Source organism: Heyndrickxia coagulans DSM 1 = ATCC 7050 (genome assembly GCF_000290615.1).
GTDB classification, from domain to species: domain Bacteria; phylum Bacillota; class Bacilli; order Bacillales; family Bacillaceae_C; genus Weizmannia; species Weizmannia coagulans.
The window spans coordinates 1-20,875 of record NZ_ALAS01000109.1 but is presented as its reverse complement, the minus strand read 5'-3'; the positions used below and the strand labels follow the sequence as shown (position 1 = coordinate 20,875).

Sequence of the window (20,875 nt, the reverse complement as noted above, 5' to 3'; positions counted from 1 at the left end):
CTTAGCTAATAATGCGGATTGTTCTTTGTTTGGTAACAAACGAAACTTGAAAGCTTTGTTTTGCTTGGCCATATCAATTCACCTCACTTTTGACCTTGATTTTCAATATATTTTTTGATGGTATCTATTGGAGCGTCGCCTGTTGTAAGTAGGCAGAAACTTCTTGACCAAAACATTTCTTTCCATAGTTTTTTTCTTATATGTGGAAAGTCTCTTTTTATCAGTCGAGAACTTGCACTCTTATAGGCGTTGATGAACTTTGATAGTTCAGAGTTAGGATTTGCTTTGAATAAGATGTGGATATGGTCTTTATCATGATTCCATTCCACTAAAGAAATATTGTATTTACTTCCAATCTCAGCGAACATATCTTTTGCAAAATCAGATATTTTGCTATCGAACACTTGTCTACGGTATTTTACAACCAATACAAGGTGATAATGCAGTAAGAATACTGAATGATTATCACTATCTAATTTCATTGATATATAAACCCTTTATTCCATCTAAGACTGATTATATCAAAACCTTTGGCTAAAGCCAACCGAAATTCATCTCCCACCTACTCATTGGTGCGATTCGCACCTTCACATTCCTTGAGGATGGGAGACTTCTTTCAGAAAGCCGTTAAAAAAAGCAACGGGAGCTGCCGTTGCTTTTTTAATGGGGCGCCGGCACTTTTGCCATACCGGCATTTTTACTTGTAAAGAGTCGCAGCCGGATACAAACCGGCCCGCTCGTAAAGCTGATGATGCTCTATTTTTTTGGCCCCGCCTTCGTTTGGTTAAAATGGTTTGCGGTTTGTTGTTGTTCTTCTCGGCTTTCTTCCCTTATTGTAAGACCCTTTGTAGGACCCTGCAGGCTTGCCCCGTCTGCTATGGTCTTTTTTATGCGGAAGCGGCCGTTCTTCTGAAATATGAACTGGTGTTTTATCCGGCTCTTTCGTCATCAGTTTCAAAGCAGCTGCCGTGACCTCAGCCGGGTCATATTCTGCAAGCAGCTCTTTCGCTACCGACATATATTCATCAATATTGCCTTCTTTGATGGTTTCCCCGATCCGTTCCATGGTGACGCGCTGCTGCCCTTCAAACGCTTCATCCCAGGTCGGCGGGCGCATCGGGAGCATTCTCTTTTTCGTTGTCTGTTCAACCGTTTTGAGATAGCCCATTTCCCGCGGCGTGACAAAGGTCATTGCCATGCCTTCCCGTCCGGCACGGCCCGTTCTTCCGATCCGGTGCACATAGGATTCCGGGTCCTGTGGAATATCGTAATTGTAAACATGGGTTACACCCGAGATATCCAGCCCGCGTGCCGCAACATCGGTGGCAACAAGCACATCAATTTTCCCGTCTTTAAACTTTCGGAGTACCGATAAGCGTTTCGCCTGGCTCAAATCACCGTGAATACCTTCTGCAAGATAGCCGCGCAAGGTCAGGGCATTCGCCAGTTCATCAACTCTCCGCTTCGTGCGCCCAAACACAATCGCAAGGTCCGGAGACTGTACATCCAAAAGCCTTGACAATACATCGAATTTTTCACGTTCCTGGACTTTAATGTAGTATTGTTCAATAGACGGAACGGTCATTTCTTTTGCTTTCACACGGACAAGTTCCGGGTTGTTCATGAATCGTTCGGCAATTTTCCGGATCGGATCCGGCATGGTTGCCGAGAACAGCATCGTTTGGCGGTCTTTCGGCACGGTGGAAAGAATGGCTTCAATGTCATCAATAAAGCCCATATTCAACATTTCATCCGCTTCGTCAAGCACAAGCGTATGCACATGGTCGAGTTTCAAGGTTCCCCGGTGTATATGGTCAAGAATCCGTCCCGGTGTTCCGACAATAATTTGCGGATGGTTCTTCAGCGCACGGATCTGACGCGAAATATCCTGACCGCCATAAACAGCCAGCACATGAACGCGCGAATCCTGGCCGATCCGGTACAATTCTTCAGATACCTGAATGGCAAGCTCGCGTGTTGGCGCGATAATGATTCCTTGAATATTACGGCTTCTATGATCAATCTTTTCAATTAACGGTATGCCAAATGCTGCAGTTTTTCCCGTACCTGTCTGCGCCTGGCCGATAATATCCTTCCCTTGCATGGTGAGCGGAATGGTAGCTGCCTGAATCGGCGATGCCTCTTCAAATCCCATTCTTTTCACAGCTTTTAAAATCGCCGGGCTTAAATTTAATTCTGAAAACTTCGTCAATCTTCTCAATCTCCTTCTAAACGTTCAACAGGGCCGCATGTCTTCCTTAGGGTTTTACCCTTTTCGGCAACAAAATATACTCTTTTGAGCATTGTCAGCTAAAAGCGTAAACGATGTACGGTAATCGTAACATGAATACGGCAAGATTTCAACGAATATGGAGCCGTGGTTTTTTCACAATCATTTTGGGACTTTCAATTTTTCGGTACCAATGGTCGCCGCTAGTTAGCTGGCTTAGCTTCTTAACCTTAAGCCAGCTAACCCAAAGGGTTGGTTTTTAGCAACTTGACAAAGAGCCTCTGCGGGCATGGCTACCAGCCATGAAGCCAGGTATACGGTACTGGCTGGGCCAACCAAGCTACCATGCCCGCCACTCCACGTCAAGTTGCGCAGCGTGTCCCGATTCTACTTAATCATGGGTTATCTGGTCTTTCAATACTTGTTGCATTTAATATTGCAATTTAAGATTTTTATTTCTTCAATCCATGGAAGAATAATGGCGCACTTTTAACCCATCGACTCTGTTTATGCACTTTCATCGTTTGGGTTCATTTTTTCCATTTATGGCATCCATTTTGCTTTTATTAGTTGTACAGGCTATGGTTTCTGAATACAAATATATCAATCGCATGATGGAAAGGCTGGGGAAAATGATGGAAAGCATGTTTAGTTATATTTTTCTGGGGCTATCGCTTGCTGCGCCGATCGGGCCGGTGAATGCCGCTCAAATTGACAAGGGGATTAAAAATGGCTTTCTCCACTCATGGCTGCTCGGAATCGGCGCCATGGCAGCAGACGGTTTGTATATGCTGCTCGTTTATCTCGGTGTCGTCCATTTGCTCAGCATCGGATTTGTAAAATCATTCCTTTGGTTTTTCGGATGCTTTGTCCTTACATACACCGGCATTGAAAGCATGATTGCAGCCAATCAGCCGATTTCCGGTTTGATGAGAAACAAAGAAAAATTGTCAAAATCATTCCTGACCGGTTTTCTAATGTCTCTGACCAATCCGCTCACCATTTTATTCTGGCTCGGCGTTTACGGTTCCGTGCTTGCAAAAACAGCTGAATCCGTAGGCCCACAGCAGTTTCTCCTCTACAGCCTGGCCATCTTTATCGGGGTGGCGCTGTGGGACTTTTCGATGGCTGCCGTCTCAAGCAGCTTCGGAAAACTGTTAACCAACCGTTTGATTCTTTTCATTTCGAGGCTGTCCGGCCTGTCTCTTGTCGGTTTCGGCATTTATTTCGGCATTCAGGCGGTCAAGAGCCTGTAGCATAAGCAAACAAAAGGCCCGCCGGACTCTTGTACCTTTTCGCTGGTTTTCCGGAAAAAATCAGCCCGTTCTTGCTCTCCGCCCGCTTTTTTCCCGTCCGGCCCTTTTTGCCGATTCAGTCACCCTTTTTTCAAATAAAGGAATGATTTTTGAAGTGGACATGGAATCCTTTCATTTAAACCGCGCTTTTCGAAGTGCATCGGGTTTTCCCTCTTTTCGCCGGTTCTTTCGCTTTTTCCGGATCTTTTTCGCCTTTTCTGCTGATTTCGACAAGCAACTTATATAGTTCTATAGTTTTCAAGAGAAATTTCCCGTATACTAATCATAACAGCAATCAAACTTTATAAGTTGGAGGAGAATTGTCAATGGGAGCATCACATATCCAAGCCGTTCTCTTTGATTTAGACGGGGTCATCACAGATACTGCGGAATACCACTACTTAGCATGGAAAAAGCTGGCTGATGAGCTGCAGATTCCTTTTGACCGCCATTTTAATGAAGCGCTTAAAGGGCTTAGCCGCATGGACTCTTTAAAGAAAATATTGGAGAACGCCCGGCCGGAGCCTTCCTTTTCCGAAGAAAAGCTGAACGAGCTCGCGGACAGGAAAAATGAATATTACAAAGAACTGATCCGCCAAATTTCCCCTGCCGATTTGCTTCCGGGCATCCACAACCTGCTCGAAGATATAAAGGAAAGGGGAATCAAAACAGCGCTGGCTTCCGCGAGCAAAAACGCTATGTTTGTCATCGACAGACTGGGGGTGGCTTCCTTTTTTGATGAAATCGTGGACGCTGCCCGCATTCAGCACGGTAAGCCGGATCCGGAAATCTTTTTAACCGGCGCCCGCAAGCTGAACGCGGATCCGGCATTTTGCATCGGCATTGAAGACGCGGAAGCCGGCATCCAGGCCATTAAAGCGGCCGGCATGTTTGCAGTCGGGGTCGGCACGTCGGAAAACATGAAGCAGGCGGATTTCCTTGTTGAAGGGACGCAGGATCTTAACTTTGAAAAAATCGAAAGCGCATTTCTTCTGAAAAATAAAGGGTGAGGCGTGATGGCTACCATTTCCGATGTCGCAAAACAGGCGAATGTTTCAAAGATGACGGTTTCACGGGTCCTTAACCACCCCGAACAGGTTAGAGATGATTTAAAAAAACTGGTATATGAGGCGATGGAGCAGTTGAACTATGTACCCAATTATGCGGCACGTGCCCTCGTCTCCAACCGTACCCAGGTCATCAAGTTCATGATATTGGAAGAAATAGACACGACAGAGCCGTATTATATGAACTTGCTGACCGGCATTGCCAAGGAGCTCGACCAAAACCACTACTCGCTTCAGCTGGTCACACGGAAATCGAAGGACATCGGCCAGTGCGACGGTGTGATTGCGACGGGTGTCCGCAGCCAGGATTACGATACCATTTTAAAAGAATTTTCCAAACCGGTGATTTTATTCGGGCAAAATGACAGAGGGTTTGATTTTATTGATGTGGACAATGAAAAAGGCGTACGGCTGTTAACAGAGCATGTCATTCGCCGCGGATTTAAAAAAATTTATTTTTTCGGCATTGACCTGCAAGAGCCCTTTATGTTTGCGAGACAAAAAGGTTATCTGGATGCAACCGAAGCAAACGGATTGCCGCCGTTTCTTTGCAGGGTCAAAAACAGTTCAAGCGCCGCCCAGCAAGAAGCGGAAAAAATTTTATCCAGCCGGAAGGAAAGATGCGCGTTTGTATGCGCAAGCGACCGGATTGCCCTCGGTGTGATCAGAGCCGCCCAATCGCTGCAGCTCGCCATACCAAGTGAGGTTGCAGTCACCGGTTTTGACGGGGTGTTTCTTGACCGGATTTCCGCCCCCCATATTACAACCGTGCGCCAGCCCGTTGTAAAAATGGGGGAAGCGTGTGCACGTATGCTGTTGAAAAAAATTCAGGAAAACGGGAAATCCCAGGGACACCGGTTTTTTGAACCGGAAGTGGTCATCCGCCCCTCCACCGTCTGTGAATAAGCAGTCTTACACCGGTTGCTTATTTTTTTCAGGATGGGCTTGGGCCAATCAAACCCGTAAAAAGTATTTTGTTAACGGTAACACCGCTGAAAAAGTTGTTCCGCATAAAGGGGTGATGATACGTTGAAAGAGTATAGAAGAAACGTGGAGGTGAACCGCTTTGCAAGATGCGTGGTGGAAAGATGTCATTTATCAGGTATATCCGCGCAGTTTCAAAGATTCAAACGGGGACGGCGTGGGCGATATCCCGGGCATCATTGAAAAGCTGGATTATATCCGCGATCTCGGGGCAACGGCCATCTGGCTCAATCCAATTTTTGAATCGCCGCATGTGGACAACGGCTATGATGTCAGCAACTACGAAAAAATCGACCCGGTTTTCGGCACGATGGAAGATGTGGAACACCTGATCAAGGAAGCGAAAAAACGCGGGCTCAAAATCATTCTGGACCTTGTGCTGAACCATACGTCAGACCGCCACCCGTGGTTCCGGGAAGCGCGGAAAAGTAAAGAAAATCCGTACAGGGATTACTACATTTGGCATGACCCAGTAGAAGGGCGTGAACCGACGAACTGGGCGAGCTTTTTCGGCGGCAGCACATGGGCCTTTGATCAGCAGACCGGGCAATATTATTTTCATCTGTTCAGCGATAAAATGCCCGACCTGAACTGGGAGAACAAAAAAGTGCGCGAAGAAATGGCAAAAATCGCCCTATTCTGGCTGGATAAAGGTGTGGATGGATTCCGGCTGGATGCGGTCATTCACCTGGCAAAGGACACCCGTTTTCTTCCCGTTAAAACAAACTCGGAAGAAGCGTTTGTGCTTGCAGAACAGTATTATGCCAACCTGCCGCGTGTCCATGATTATATCCGTGAATTTAACCGTACAATTAAAGCGAAGCATCCGGAAGCTTTTTTAATCGGGGAAACAGCTTCCGCCGACACGAAGCTTGCCCGGCTTTATTCAAGGCCGGACCGCGAAGAATGCGACTGCATCATTACCTTTAACTACTTGGGGTTTGACACGGAAGCAAAAAAACCCGGCATTCCGCAAAACTGGCAACAGGGAAAATGGAATTTGCTTGCTTTTAAAAAAGCGATGTCCCGGTGGCAAAATGACCTGTACGGGGAAGGCTTCAATTCGCTCTACTGGAATAATCATGATATGCCGCGGGCGTTGTCGCGCTTCGGGGACGAAGGCAAATACCGGCAAAAAAGCGCAAAGATGCTTGCCACTTTGATGTATTTGCAGTGGGGGCTGCCGATTTTGCTGCAGGGCGAAGAAATCGGCATGGTGAATTTGAAGCTCCCGCGGCTTGAAGACTATGAAGACCCAAGTATCAAAGGGCTCGCCACAATTGCGAAAAAGAAAGGCGTTGCGGAGGAAGAAATTTTAAAAATGGTGCAGCAGCGTTCCAAAGATACTTCAAGAGGCGCCATGCAGTGGAACAGTGATCGATACGGCGGCTTTTCTACATATGCTCCGTGGCTCGGCATCAACGAAGATACGCGGACCGTGAACGTAGCGGCGCAGGAAAAAGATCCCGGCTCCGTGCTGCATTATTACCGGAAGCTGATCGAACTGAAAAAATCCATGCCTGTCTTTACGGCCGGCAGCTGGGAAATGCTGGCTGATGAGGACCCGGACATCTACGCGTATATACGGAAGCATGAAGGCAGCTGTGCCATGATTGTCTGCAATACATCGAAAAAACTGCAGACCTTTACCTGCCCGGAACTTACCCGCCACAGATGGGCATGCCTGCTCAATAACAACGGCTATCATAGCAAAGCGGTGCCAAGCAAACTGATGCTATCGCCTTTTGAATGCTTTGTCTTATTACAAATGTAGCATAAGAGGAGGAGAAAAGATGGAATTTGCAGGAATTTTTCATCAGCCGTTCAGCGCGGATGCGTATATATATGACAAAAAAACGATGCACCTGAAGCTGCGCACGAAAAAAGGGGACATTCAGAAAGCCGTCCTCATTTGGGGAGACCCGTATTTATTTAAAAAAAAGGAAGACGGGGAATACCACTGGGAATCTGAACGCCTTGAAATGGAAAAAAAGGCTGAAACAGAGGCGCACGATGTCTGGTTTGCCGAAGTCTGCCCGCCGCACCGCCGCCTGCAGTACGCCTTTATCCTTACCGGCACGGATGGCAGCGACATTTTTTATGGCGGGCGCGGCTTTTACCCGGTAAATGAAGATACACTGCGGGTGCCCGACTATTATTTTAAATTTCCGTTTATGCACGAAACCGATATGTTCAAGGCGCCTGACTGGGTGAAGTCCACCATTTGGTACCAGATTTTTCCTGAACGGTTTGCAAACGGAAATCCCGCCATTTCTCCGGAAAATGCCCTGCCGTGGGGAAGCAAAGACCCGGGCGTGGACGACTTTTTCGGCGGCGACCTCGAGGGGATCATCGGCCATCTCGATTATCTCGCCGATCTTGGCATTAACGGGATTTATTTGACGCCGATTTTCGAAGCCCCTTCCAATCATAAATATGATACATTCGACTATTTTACGATTGACCCACATTTCGGCGATAAAGAAACATTCCGCAAACTGGTGGAAGAAGCCCACAAACGCGGGATCCGGATTATGCTCGATGCGGTGTTCAACCATATCGGGAAAAATTCAAAACAGTGGCAGGATGTGCTAGAAAACGGGGAGAAATCGCGCTACAAAGACTGGTTCCATATCCACTCTTTCCCGGTCCGCGAAGGCGAAAACGGGAACATTGACGGGCAGGATACGCTCTCATTTGATACGTTTGCTTTTACGACAAGCATGCCGAAGCTGAATACGGCCAATCCCGAAGTGCAACAGTATTTGCTCGATATTGCGACTTACTGGATCCGTGAATTTGACATTGACGGCTGGCGCCTTGATGTCGCCAACGAAGTCGACCATGCTTTTTGGAAAAAGTTCCACCAGGCCGTTGTAGGCGAGAAACCGGATGTTTTTATTCTCGGCGAAATTTGGCATGATGCATGGCCTTGGCTTTTAGGCGATGAGTTTCATTCGGTCATGAATTATCCATTTACGCAGACAATAATTGAATACTTTGTGGATGAAAAAATTTCCGCCGAAAAACTGATGCACAGCCTCAACCAGCAGTTTATGCATTATATGCAGTCCAACAACGAGGTTTTGTTTAATATGCTTGACAGCCATGACACCCCGCGGATTTTGACAAAGGCAGGCGGCGACAAGCAAAAGGTGAAGCTTGCCCTTGCCTTTACGTTCGCGCATACCGGTTCGCCGTGCATTTATTACGGCACGGAGGTCGGAATAGACGGCGCAGGTGACCCGCTTTGCCGGAAATGCATGGTCTGGGATGAAGACAAGCAGGACCGCGACATGCTCGCATTTATGAAAAAGCTGATCCGCTTCCGGAAAGACCATCAACAAACCTTGACATACGGCGATCTCGTCTGGCTGAAAACCGATAACGAAAAACAAGTGGTCAGCTTCCTGCGCAAAGGGGAAAAATGCACCTTGCTGTTTGCCTTTAACCGTTCGGACCAAGAACAGGCCATCCCGTGGAGCGAGCTGGATGTAAAACCGGACACCGTAAAAGACGCGTGGGAAAACAAACCGGTTCCAAACAAAACCCTTGTCCTCCCGCCAATGGACTTTGCGATTCTGGAAATCACAAACTGACCTGGCCGGAGCGTTCGTGAAACCCATTCGTCGCTTCCCATTGCGTTTCTAAAAATCACAAACTAACCCTCCCCCTTGCCGGATACCTAGCAGGGGGCTTTTTATTCTGTTACCGTTAACAGAAAATTTTACATTGTAATCGTTTTCTACTCTCTTCTATAATAAGGTTGAATAAGGTTGTACCAAAAAAGGGAGGTTCATAAAATGAAAGTATTCAAGAAGCTGTTCGTGCTTACACTTGTCTTGGGCGTCATCATGGCGCTCGCCGCGTGCGGGGGATCGAAAAAAACAAACAGCGGATCTTCTCAAGACAGCGGCGGCAAAAAGACGCTTACGGTTTCCGTGGAAGAAAAATATGCCGATTATGTCAACAGTATTAAGGGCGATTTTGAAAAGAAAAACAATTGTACTGTAAAAGTGGTCAAAAAGCCGATGTTTGACCAACTGGAAGCACTGCCTTTGGACGGCCCGGCAGGAAAAGCCCCGGATGTGATGCTCGCTCCTTATGACCGGATCGGTGGCCTCGGCCAGCAGGGGCATCTGCTTAAACTGTCCAAAAAAGATGTCAGCGCCTTTGATGCAAAAGACCAGCGCCAAGTCATGATCGACAACAAAGTTTACGGCGTCCCGTTCGTCATTGAAACGCTCGTCCTTTATTACAACAAAGATTTGTTGAAAAGCCCGCCAAAAACATTTGCCGACCTTGAAAAACTGGCGAAAGACAGCAAATATAATTTTTCGTCCGAATCCGGAAAGAATACAGGGTTCCTTGTTAAATGGACGGACTTCTACTATTCTTACGGCTTGCTCGCAGGTTACGGCGGCTATGTGTTCGGCGATAACGGCACAAATACAAAAGATATCGGATTAAACAATGCCGGTTCCGTAAAAGCCATTACGTACGCCACACACTGGTTCAAGGATATCTGGCCGAAAGGAATGAAAGATACAAAAAGCTCCGGCGACTTTGTAACAGAAGAATTCTCAAAGGGCAAAGCAGCTGCCGTCATTGACGGTCCTTGGTCGGCGGAAACCTACGCGAAAGCAAAAGTAAATTACGGCGCAGCCCCGATCCCGACGCTTCCGAACGGCAACAAGTACGAAGCATTCAGCGGCGGAAAAGGATGGGTCGCTTCCAACTATACGAAAGAACCGAAACTTGCGGAAAAATGGATTCAATACGTCACCAACTCCGCAAACAGCTACAAATTCTATGAAAAATACAAAGAAGTCCCTGCCAACCCGGCTGCGCGCGAAAAAGCGGCTGCGACAAATGACGAACTGACAAAAGCGGTTGTTGAACAGTACAAATATGCCCAGCCGATGCCAAACGTTCCGGAAATGGCAGAAGTCTGGACCGGTATGGAATCGACGATGTTTGACGCAGCGAGCGGCAAGAAAACACCAAAGCAGGCAGCCGATGCAGCGGTGAAGACGATCAAAGACAATATTGCCCAAAAGTATTCCAATAAATAGACCGCTTTATTCATTTCCAGGTGGGGCACTCCCCCACCTGGTTTTCAAAATGGTTAGCAGACCAATAAAGAAATGAGGCAATAAAAAATGGAAACTGCACAGAATAAACTGAAAGACGTCCGCAAAGCAGGCTTTTATTCCCTGATCCCGGGGCTCGGCCAGTTTTATAACAAGCAGCCTTTTAAAGGCGTCCTTTTTCTGGCCATTTTTATCCTTTTTGTCATCCAAATGGTCATAGCAGGCATCCCGGCAATGAACGGTTTTATCACGCTGGGTTCTGTCCCGCGGGTTGACCATTCGCTGTTTCTGCTGATCAAGGGTTCCCTGCAAATCATCTTGATCGCCATTTTTCTTGCTTTTTATTTGCTGAATATTTATGATGCCCGGCGTGTTGCCGCCATCTGGAACTTAAAGGGGACAGCCAACACATCTGCCAAGGCCATTTTAAAAAATGCATGGGATGCAGGCTTCCCTTATTTGCTGACGATTCCGGCTTATGTGGCCATGACATTCGTGATCATTTTTCCGGTGCTTGTGACGCTGTTCACTGCTTTTACAAACTATGATTTTTATCATATTCCGCCTTTCCGCCTAATTGACTGGGTCGGGATCAAAAATTTCTTAAATATTTTTTCACTTAGCTCGTATCGGGCCACGTTTACAAGTGTGTTCAGCTGGACAATCATCTGGACATTATGCGCGACCACCGGCCAGATTGTGCTCGGGATTTTAACAGCCTGTGTGGTAAACCAGCCTTTTATCAAAGGGAAAAAGCTGTTTCGGATCATTTTTTTGCTACCGTGGGCGGTGCCAGCCTTTATTACCATTATGAGTTTTTCCAATATTTTCAATGACAGTATCGGCGCCATCAATGCCCAGGTCATTCCGCTGCTCAACCATCTTCCGTTTACCGACATTCCGGCCATCTCGTGGAAAACGGATCCGTTCTGGACAAAAGTGGCCTTGATCATGATCCAGACATGGCTCGGTTTCCCGTATATTTATGTGATGGTCACCGGCGTCCTGCAGTCGATCCCGGGCGATTTATACGAAGCCGCCATCATTGACGGCGCGAATTTCTGGCAAAAGTTCCGCAGGATTACCCTGCCGATGATTTTATTTGCCACCGCGCCTGTTCTGATCACCCAGTACACATTTAATTTCAATAACTTCTCGATTATTTATCTCTTTAATAACGGCGGGCCGGGCAGTGTCGGAGCGGGAGCCGGGGCGAGCGATATTTTAATTTCCTGGATTTATAAACTGACGACCGGGACATCGCCGCAGTACGCGATGGCAGCGGCGATTACCCTTATGATTTCATTTATTGTAATTGCCGTCTCGATGATCGCCTTTAAAAAGACGAACGCTTTCGGCAATGAGGAGATGATGTAGGATGAAGGCGTTAATGAAAAATCAAAAATTCACCCGTTTCTGGAACCGGTTTTTCACCTATGCGTTTTTAATTCTTTTAAGTGTAATCATTCTGTATCCGCTGCTGATTACGGCGGCGTCTGCTTTCAAGGAATCCAATATCGTTTCCTTCCAGCTGGATTTTCATTCCCATTGGACATTGGACAATTTTCGCCAGCTGTTTACCCAGACGCTGTATCCGGAATGGTATAAAAACACGCTTATCATCGCGGTTGCAACGATGGTTTTGCAGGTCGTCATCGTGACCCTTGCTGGCTACACTTACAGCCGCTACCGTTTTAAAGGAAGAAAGTACAGCCTTGTCTTTTTCCTGATCATCCAAATGGTTCCGACAATGGCGGCCCTGACCGCATTTTATGTACTGGCGAATATCCTGGACGCGCTGGACACGTACTGGTTTTTAACCTTGCTTTATGTTGGCGGCGGCATTCCAATGAATACGTGGCTGATGAAAGGGTATTTCGATACGGTGCCGCGCGATTTGGACGAATCTGCAAGAATTGACGGGGCCGGCCATTTGCGCATATTTTGGCAAATTGTGCTCCCGCTTGTTAAACCGATGCTTGCCGTCCAGGCACTCTGGGCATTTATGGGGCCGTTCGGGGATTATTTGCTGGCCAAATTTTTGCTCCGGACACCGGAACATTTAACCGTGGCAGTCGGCCTCCAGCAATTTATTTCCAACCCGACCGAGCAAAAGGTGACGCTCTTTGCTGCCGGCGCCATTTTAGCCGCGCTGCCAATCTGTATTTTGTTTTTCTTCCTGCAAAAAAACTTTGTATCCGGGCTGACGTCGGGCGGCACAAAAGGATAAAGGGCGTAACGGGATGGACAGCTTTAACAGCTGCCGGCCCGGGCGGAAAAAACTTGTAAAAAACATAGCATACTTTATTGAAATGTGGGATTGCTTATGGAACAGATTCAAAGATTCCCTGCTGGTTATTTTGCGATGATCGTTTCACCTGTAAAAATTTTCCGGTACCGGGGTGCGCTTAGCGTTTGGAAACTGATTCTCATTTTTCTCTTTTTAAACGCCTGCCTGATTGCCCCGCTTTCACTCTCTTTTGCGCGGGCAGGAAATATCAGCTTAGAGCAAGTGGCGCCGCATTTAAATGCAGCGATACAAACCGGGTATACCGGGCAGCACGCCGTCCTTTCCTTTCAAAACGGCGTGCTCCAATCCGGCAACGCGTGGACAAAGGAGCACGGAGATACGATTATCTCCTTTGATCCGCGCAAAACCACGGCCGTTTCGGAAAGCCGTTACCATACAAAAGTCGCGCATTACAAAAATGCGCTCCTTTTCCGGAAAGACCGGCTCATTCTGACTGATGAAAACGGCTTTGGCTTTTCCGTCCGCTACCCGGCCGGAAACGAGAAGATCATCATCCAAAACGGCCGTGATCTTGCTTCTTTTGCCGGCGCTCTCTGGTTCCGGCAACATAAAGTCATCCTGATTCCGCTTGTTTCATGCCTGATCGGAATCCTGTTTCTTTTCAGCAATATGCTATTGATGGGGGCAGTGTCCCTGATACTTTGCCTGACACGTTTTTCAAGTTTTTCCGGCATCCGGTCATTGAAACAGGCTGCAACCATTACGCTGTCTGCAGCAGGGGTTCCATCCATTATTGCCATGTTGGCAGGCTTTGCCGGCGCAGGTGCTGCAACTATGATGATGATCCAATCACTGGGCATGGTGCTTTTCATTGCGATGATTTTTTTAAAAACAAAATTTCTGACGGACGACATGTAAGTACAAAATGCTGACGAGGAGGATTTCTAATGTATTACAACCGACTTTTCGATGTAGATGAATGGACTTTAAAAACAACGAAGCTCCACCGTGAACATATCCGGCTTCAGGAAAGCATCACTTCTTTAGGAAACGGCTATATGGGCATGCGCGGAAATTTCGAGGAGTCTTATTCCGGGGATCATCACCAGGGCACATATATTGCAGGGGTCTGGTACCCGGATAAAACAAGGGTGGGCTGGTGGAAAGTCGGCTATCCCGATTATTTCGGAAAAGTCATTAACGCGGTCAATCTTGCCGGGTTGCGCGTCTGGATTGATCAAGAGGAAATTGACCTGTTTCTGGACCCGCTCGAACAATTTCAGCTGGAACTTGATATGAAAAATGCCGTCTTGCGCCATTCCTATCTTGTCGAAAAGTCCGGCAAGAAAGTCAAAATTGAATTTGAACGTTTTTTCAGCATTGTCCATAAAGAAATTGCCGCGATCCGAATCCGTGCCACCAATCTTGGCAATCCGGCCGTACTCACATTAAAACCTTTTCTGGATGGCAATGTCAAAAACGAAGACGCCAATTATGATGAAATGTTCTGGACGGAAATCCGGTCTGAGGCAACGGAAGACAAGGCCGCGGTTGTCACGGAAACAATTGAAAACCCGTTTGGCGTTCCCCGTTTTACCGTAGCCGCCGCCATGGGCAATCTGACGGAGGCAACGCTTGCTTCCTGTGAGTCGGATACGCTTTATGCCGGCCATGTATATGAAAAAACGCTCGGCGAAAACGAGTCGCTCCTTCTGGATAAAATGGTTTCTGTCACGACAAGCCGGGACTATGAAAAGGATGCGCTCCTCTCCCGCGCCTACGAATTGCTTGAACAGGCTTTGGAAAACGGGTACGAAAAGCTATATGAGGAGCACGCAGCAGCCTGGCATAAACGGTGGGAGAAAGCAGACGTCCGCATTTCCGGCGATCCGGAAGCCCAGCAAGGGATCCGCTTTAACCTATTTCAGCTTTTTTCGACCTATTACGGCGATGATCCGCGCTTAAACATCGGCCCGAAAGGTTTCACCGGCGAAAAATACGGCGGCGCGACGTACTGGGATACAGAAGCCTATGCCGTACCCATGTATCTGTCTGTTGCCACGCCGGAAGTCACAAGAAATTTACTGCTCTACCGCTACCATCAGCTCCCCGAGGCGTATGAAAATGCAAAAAAACTCGGGCTGAAAGGCGCTTTATACCCGATGGTCACTTTTACCGGAATCGAATGCCATAACGAATGGGAAATCACATTCGAAGAAATTCACCGGAACGGCGCCATTGCTTATGCCATTTACAATTATGTCAATTACACCGGCGACAAAGCCTATATCAGCCAGTACGGGATTGATGTCCTCGTCGGCATCAGCCGCTTTTTCGCCGACCGCGTCCATTTTTCCGAGCGAAAGCAAATATACATGATCCATGGCGTAACCGGCCCGAACGAGTATGAAAACAACGTCAACAACAACTGGTACACAAACCGAATTGCCGTCTGGACGCTTAAATACACCCTTGCGTCCCTTGATTTTGCCGGTGCGGAAAAAGCAGCCGCGCTGAATGTTACGGATGAAGAACGCGCGCATTGGCAGGATATTATCGGCCGGATGTATTTCCCGTATGATGAAGAGCTGGGCATTTTTCTGCAGCAGGACGGCTTCCTGGATAAACCGATCAAACCGGCCGCCTGCCTCCCGAAAGAAGACCTGCCGCTCAACCAGCACTGGTCATGGGACCGGATCCTCCGCTCCTGTTATATTAAGCAGGCAGACGTCCTGCAAGGGTTTTATTTCTTCAATGATGAGTTTACAATAGAGGAAAAGCGGCGCCATTTTGAATTTTACGAACCGCTCACCGTCCATGAATCGAGCCTCTCCCCTTGCGTCCATGCGATTCTGGCGGCTGAGCTCCGGAAAGAAGACAAAGCGGTCGAACTGTATAAACGCACATCCCGGCTTGATCTTGACAACTATAACCATGATACGGAAGACGGGTTGCACATCACGTCCATGACCGGAAGCTGGCTCTCCATTGTCCACGGGTTTGCCGGCATGCGCACCTTCCATGAAACCTTGTCGTTTGCGCCGTTTTTGCCGAAAGACTGGGATGAATACGCATTTAAAGTCAATTACCGGCACCGCCTCCTTGAAGTGAAAGTGAACAAAAGAGAAGTCGCCGTCTCCCTTCTGGAAGGCAAACCGCTTCAATTGAAGTTATATGGGGAATTCATCCATCTAGCAAATACGTACACGAAGGAGTATGAGCCTTCATGACAGAATGGTGGAAAAAAGCCGTTGTTTACCAGATTTACCCGCGCAGTTTTTATGATACAAATGGTGACGGGATCGGCGATTTGCGGGGAATTATGGATAAGCTCGACTATTTGAAAACACTCGGGATCGACTGCATCTGGATCAGCCCGGTGTACGACTCGCCGCAGGATGACAATGGCTACGATATCCGTGACTACCGCAAGATCGACAAGATGTTCGGGACAAATGAAGATATGGACCGCCTGCTTGACGAAGCCCATGCACGCGGGATCAAAATCGTAATGGATCTTGTCGTGAACCATACCTCCGATGAACATGCCTGGTTTGTCGAAAGCCGGAAATCGAAGGATAATCCGTACCGCGACTTTTATTTTTGGAAAGACCCGAAACCGGACGGCACCCCTCCGAACAACTGGGGTTCGATGTTTTCCGGTTCCGCCTGGGAGTACGACGAAACAACCGGGCAATACTATTTGCACTATTTTTCAAAGAAACAGCCTGACTTAAACTGGGAAAACGAAAAAGTGCGGAAAGAGATTTACGATATGATGAAGTTCTGGATGGATAAAGGGGTGGACGGCTGGCGCATGGATGTGATCGGCTCGATTTCCAAGTTTCTTGATTTTCCTGATTATGAACTTCCGGAAGGGCAAAAATACGGCATTGGCAAGTATCATGCAAACGGGCCGCGCCTCCATGCGTTCATCCAGGAAATGAACCGCGAAGTGCTGTCAAAATACGACTGCATGACTGTCGGGGAAGCCATCGGATCCGATGTCGAAATCGCCAGGAAATATACAGGGCCGGACCGCCATGAACTCAATATGATTTTTAATTTTGAACATATGGATGTCGATACGAAACCGGGCAGCCCTGCCGGCAAATGGGCTTTGAAGCCTTTTGACCTGGTCGAATTGAAACAAATCCTTTCCCGCTGGCAATATGAGCTCGCGGATACCGGCTGGAATGCGCTCTATTTTGAAAACCATGACCAGGCGAGGGTGGTATCGCGCTGGGGCAATGATACAACGTACCGGGCAGAATGTGCCAAAGCGTTTGCCACCATTTTGCACGGGCTGAAAGGGACCCCTTTTATTTATCAAGGGGAAGAAATCGGGATGGTGAACGCCGATCTCGAACTCGAAGAATATGATGACATTGAAATCCGGAATGCTTATCAAGAGCTTGTGATGGAAAACCAAATCATGTCGAAAGATGAATTTTTAACAGCTGTCCGAAAAAAAGGACGCGACAATGCACGGACGCCGATGCAGTGGGACGGCAGTTTGAATGCCGGCTTTACAACCGGAACACCGTGGCTTAAAGTCAATTCCCGCTATTCGGAGATCAACGTGGCAAAAGCGCTTCAAGAGCCTGATTCGATTTTTTATTACTATCAATCTTTGATTAAGCTGCGGCATTCATACGATGTGTTTACAGACGGCCGGTATGAGCTGCTGATGCCGGACCATCCGCATTTGTACGTGTACACGAGGGAAAATGAATCGGAAAAACTGCTCGTTGCCGCCAACTTAAGCGAAAACACAGTAAGCTTTGATCAACCGGATGACAACTGGAAACTGCTGCTTGGAAACTATGAAGATACTGGCACAAGCACGCTGTTCCGCCCGTATGAAGCGGCCATTTACTATCTGGAAAAATAGTTTTTTGCGTGCGGTTTTTGCCCGATGGCCTTTTTATGCAAAGAGCCTCCATACTACGTATGAGGGGCTCTTTGCTGTTTCCTTTATGAAACTGTAATGGCCTTTACCACTTCTTCTAGCTGCATGCCTCTTGAGGCTTTGACCAGAATCAAATCGCCGGCTCCGATTTTTCCTTTCAACATATCGATCAACCGCTCCTTGTCCTCAAACGCAAACACGCGGTTGCCCGGAAAATCGCAAGCTTCCGCGATCAAACGGCCCAACTTGCCATATGTAAAAACAAAATCAATTTTTTCAGGGTTCAAGCTGCGGCCGACCTCCCTGTGAAACGCCGCTTCCTTTTCACCTAGTTCAAGCATATCCCCGAGCACGAGGATTTTCCGGCCCGTTCCTTCAAACTGCTCCACAAGCCGGATGGCCGCACGCATCGACGTCGGGCTTGCATTATATGCATCGTTGATGATTTTTGAACCGTTGATGCCATCCGCCATTTCCATCCGCATTGCGCTCAGCCTCGTTTTCCCTAGGCCTGCGCGGATTTCCTCAAATGGCATGCCAAACTCGCGGCCGGCAAGAATGGCGGCAAGCGAATTGATAACATTGTATTCGCCAAGGACAGGCAGATGAAAACTGATATCCCCCGAAGCATTTGTCCGGAACGCGCTGCCGTTTGTCTCTTGTCTCCATCCCACCGGATAAAGATCATTTCCGTGCCCTTTGCCGAACGTCTTTGTCCGGATGCCGGTAATGTTTGGCACCCGTTCCTGCAAAAGCGGTTCGTCCCCCATATAGATCAGCAGCCCGTTTTCCGGAAGGCCTTCTGTAATTTCGAGTTTTGCATCGGCAATCGCTTCACGGGAACCGAGATTTTGAATATGCGCCTCGCCAATATTTGTAATAATGGCCACATCCGGGCGGGCAATCGATGTTAGAAAAGAAATTTCCCCTTTTGCACTCATGCCCATTTCCACCACGGCGATTTCCGTATCTTCATCAAGGGACAGGAGCGTTAACGGAACGCCCTGGTGGTTGTTAAAATTGCCTTCTGTTTTTTGCACTTTAAATTTTTCGGAAAGGACGGAGGCGACCATATCTTTTGTCGTCGTTTTCCCGTTGCTGCCGGTAATGCCGACGACTTTTGCCCGCAAGGCGTTCCGGTAGCTTTTTGCCAATTCCTGCAGGCTTTTCTCTGTATCTTCCACGATAAGAAGCGGCACGTGCGCCGGCGGGTTCGGCACATCTTTTTGCCAGAGGGATGCAGCTGCGCCTCTGCGAAATGCGTCCTCCACAAATTGATGGCCGTCCGCATGCCTGCCTGTAAGCGGCACATACAGATTACCTTTTTCGATTTTGCGCGAATCAATGCATACACCTTGTACAAGCGTTTCGTTGCGCTGCAGTTCTTCCCCGTTTTCCACATGGATCATTCCGGTCATTTCCCGGATCGTCCGTCTGATCATTTTCGCTCTTTTCCTCCTTGAAAACAGAACGGGAACCATTGTCAATGGTTCCAAATTCGTTACAAAGTATATTTAATCCGCTGTTTTTCAGCATGCCGCTCCAGGGCAAGTTCAATCAGCTTTTCGATCAGCTGCGGGTAATCCAGCCCCGCCTCTTTCCACAGAAGCGGAAACATGCTGAATGGCGTAAATCCGGGCATCGTATTGATTTCATTGATGATCACCCGTTCGTCTTCTGTCACAAAAAAGTCAGCGCGCACCAGCCCCGAGCAGTCGAGTGCTTTAAATGCCGTAATCGCAGCTTCGGTTAGCTTTTTATATACCGTTTCGGAAATTTCGGCCGGAATGATTAACGCCGTATCCCCATCTTCGTATTTCGCTTTATAATCGTAAAAATCTTTTTTCGCGACAATTTCGCCGGCAACGGAACATTGCGGATCGTCATTCCCGATCACGCCAAGTTCAATTTCCCTTGCCGTGACGCCTTCTTCAACAATGATTTTCCGGTCGTATTGAAAGGCTTCCTTAAATGCGGCTTCCAGTTCTGTGCGGTCTTTACACTTACTGATCCCGACACTTGAACCGAGATTCGCCGGCTTGACGAAACAAGGGTAACCGGTCTTTTCTTCCACTTGTTGAAAACAGGTTTCGGGCGCTTTTTCCCATTCGCTGCGGATAAAAGAAACATATTTCACCTGGTCGAGCCCGGCTTGCGCAAACAGGTTTTTCATAATCACTTTATCCATTCCGGCTGAAGAGGCAAGCACGCCATTTCCAACATACGGCAGATTTAACAGTTCAAGCATGCCCTGTACGGTGCCGTCCTCCCCGTTCGGCCCGTGCAACAGCGGAAAAATGATGTCATAGCCGCCCTTTTCGTCCGATACGGTGGTTAAAAGCGCATTAGGGGCCATTTTCTTTCCGTCATGGAATTCAAGCTGTTTCACGGTTTCAACAGGCCCGGTTAAAAGCGGCCCTTTTATCCAGTCCCCTTCCGTTGTAATGAAGATAGGGTAAATATCGTATTTTTCGTGATCCAAGGCCTGTATTACAGCTTTGGCGGTTTGCAGGGATACTTCATGCTCAGCGGATTTTCCGCCGTAAAGCAAACAGATTTTCTTTTTCATTGTCATCCTCCATCATACGAACAGGATATTCCTATTTTAACATTTTACACACCCGGTGTGCGCCAAATTTGCCATTTTGATTTGTTCAGTTTCTTCCCTATTGTATGTCAAAACAGGCATTTGTGTAACACGTGTATAATGAAAAGCGGGGTGGCTTCCCCGCTTTTCTATCCTGAAACATTGCGCCAGCTGCTTTTCATCCATCTGCTGCGCTGGTACAGCGTTCACCGCACATGGGCGTCTAATGGATTAAAATTTTCCATTCCTGCATCCTGCGGTCATAGACCATTTTTCCATCGATTGGCGTGCCGGAGATGACGGCATATTCTTCGTGCATTTCATCCATATCATGAAAATCGCCGATCGTCCAGAACGGGATTTCAATTGTATGTGTCAAGTTTTTCTCGACAAGGTTTAAATATCGGGTATTCCAAGACACTCTTTTTGTACACTTTCGGCTACCGTGCTTTACTT

The 20,875-nt window shown here is 47.7% G+C and carries 16 protein-coding genes and 1 pseudogene; 11 read left to right on the top strand and 6 right to left on the bottom strand.

Annotated elements, in window-relative coordinates:
- The 3 genes from IC21_RS16145 to cshA form a co-directional block, all read right to left on the bottom strand.
- Nucleotides 1-72, bottom strand: a 72-nt coding sequence (locus tag IC21_RS16145; protein WP_155116791.1) for a helix-turn-helix domain-containing protein, incomplete at its 3' end; no start/stop codon positions are given.
- Nucleotides 73-83: 11 nt separating this feature from the next.
- Nucleotides 84-482 (bottom strand): IS200/IS605 family transposase, encoded by a 399-nt coding sequence (tnpA, locus tag IC21_RS05370; protein ID WP_035180610.1) that lies wholly within the window; start codon nt 480-482, stop codon nt 84-86.
- A gap of 302 nt (nt 483-784) precedes the next feature.
- A complete protein-coding gene (gene cshA, locus IC21_RS05365; protein WP_029142426.1) occupies nt 785-2,212 on the bottom strand; it encodes a degradosome RNA helicase CshA in 1,428 nt (475 codons plus the stop codon).
- Between the two features lie 653 nt (nt 2,213-2,865).
- On the opposite strand from cshA, the gene IC21_RS05360 reads away from it, so the two are divergent.
- The 11 genes from IC21_RS05360 to IC21_RS05310 all read left to right on the top strand — a co-directional run bounded on the left by IC21_RS05360 (nt 2,866) and on the right by IC21_RS05310 (nt 17,814).
- On the top strand, nt 2,866-3,486 hold the full coding sequence (locus tag IC21_RS05360) for a LysE family transporter (RefSeq protein ID WP_029142425.1): 621 nt from the start codon (nt 2,866-2,868) through the stop codon (nt 3,484-3,486).
- Nucleotides 3,487-3,851: 365 nt separating this feature from the next.
- Nucleotides 3,852-4,535, top strand: a complete 684-nt coding sequence (pgmB, locus tag IC21_RS05355) for a beta-phosphoglucomutase (protein ID WP_029142424.1) — start codon at nt 3,852-3,854, stop codon at nt 4,533-4,535.
- 6 nt (nt 4,536-4,541) lie between these two features.
- A complete protein-coding gene (locus IC21_RS05350; RefSeq protein WP_029142423.1) occupies nt 4,542-5,498 on the top strand; it encodes a LacI family DNA-binding transcriptional regulator in 957 nt (318 codons plus the stop codon).
- A 160-nt stretch (nt 5,499-5,658) separates the two neighbouring features.
- The gene (locus IC21_RS05345; RefSeq protein ID WP_029142422.1) at nt 5,659-7,350 is read left to right on the top strand and encodes a glycoside hydrolase family 13 protein; all 1,692 of its coding nucleotides are present in this window, start codon (nt 5,659-5,661) and stop codon (nt 7,348-7,350) included.
- Between the two features lie 19 nt (nt 7,351-7,369).
- Nucleotides 7,370-9,175 (top strand): alpha-glycosidase, encoded by a 1,806-nt coding sequence (locus tag IC21_RS05340; RefSeq protein ID WP_029142421.1) that lies wholly within the window; start codon nt 7,370-7,372, stop codon nt 9,173-9,175.
- 204 nt (nt 9,176-9,379) lie between these two features.
- Complete coding sequence (locus IC21_RS05335) at nt 9,380-10,651, top strand: extracellular solute-binding protein (protein WP_029142420.1); 1,272 nt, start codon at nt 9,380-9,382, stop codon at nt 10,649-10,651.
- An 87-nt stretch (nt 10,652-10,738) separates the two neighbouring features.
- Complete coding sequence (locus IC21_RS05330; RefSeq protein WP_019720990.1) at nt 10,739-12,046, top strand: ABC transporter permease subunit; 1,308 nt, start codon at nt 10,739-10,741, stop codon at nt 12,044-12,046.
- A 1-nt stretch (nt 12,047) separates the two neighbouring features.
- Nucleotides 12,048-12,899 carry a sugar ABC transporter permease gene (locus tag IC21_RS05325; protein ID WP_019720991.1) on the top strand — a complete coding sequence of 284 codons (852 nt, stop codon included), beginning with the start codon at nt 12,048-12,050 and terminating at the stop codon, nt 12,897-12,899.
- Between the two features lie 96 nt (nt 12,900-12,995).
- Entirely contained in the window at nt 12,996-13,838 is an 843-nt protein-coding gene (locus tag IC21_RS05320) for a DUF1189 family protein (protein WP_019720992.1), read from the top strand.
- 29 nt (nt 13,839-13,867) lie between these two features.
- Nucleotides 13,868-16,150, top strand: coding sequence for a maltose phosphorylase MdxK (mdxK, locus tag IC21_RS05315; RefSeq protein ID WP_029142419.1), 2,283 nt, complete (start codon nt 13,868-13,870; stop codon nt 16,148-16,150).
- Complete coding sequence (locus tag IC21_RS05310) at nt 16,147-17,814, top strand: glycoside hydrolase family 13 protein (RefSeq protein WP_013860699.1); 1,668 nt, start codon at nt 16,147-16,149, stop codon at nt 17,812-17,814. Before mdxK ends, IC21_RS05310 begins: the two co-directional genes overlap by 4 nt.
- Before the next feature lie 83 nt (nt 17,815-17,897).
- Here the strand turns inward: IC21_RS05310 and IC21_RS05305 are convergent, their stop codons facing one another.
- The 3 genes and pseudogenes from IC21_RS05305 to IC21_RS05295 all read right to left on the bottom strand — a co-directional run.
- Complete coding sequence (locus IC21_RS05305; RefSeq protein WP_019720995.1) at nt 17,898-19,274, bottom strand: UDP-N-acetylmuramoyl-tripeptide--D-alanyl-D-alanine ligase; 1,377 nt, start codon at nt 19,272-19,274, stop codon at nt 17,898-17,900.
- 59 nt (nt 19,275-19,333) lie between these two features.
- The gene (locus IC21_RS05300; RefSeq protein ID WP_019720996.1) at nt 19,334-20,401 is read right to left on the bottom strand and encodes a D-alanine--D-alanine ligase; all 1,068 of its coding nucleotides are present in this window, start codon (nt 20,399-20,401) and stop codon (nt 19,334-19,336) included.
- 241 nt (nt 20,402-20,642) lie between these two features.
- Nucleotides 20,643-20,875 (bottom strand): annotated as a pseudogene (locus IC21_RS05295) (hypothetical protein); the annotation flags it as partial.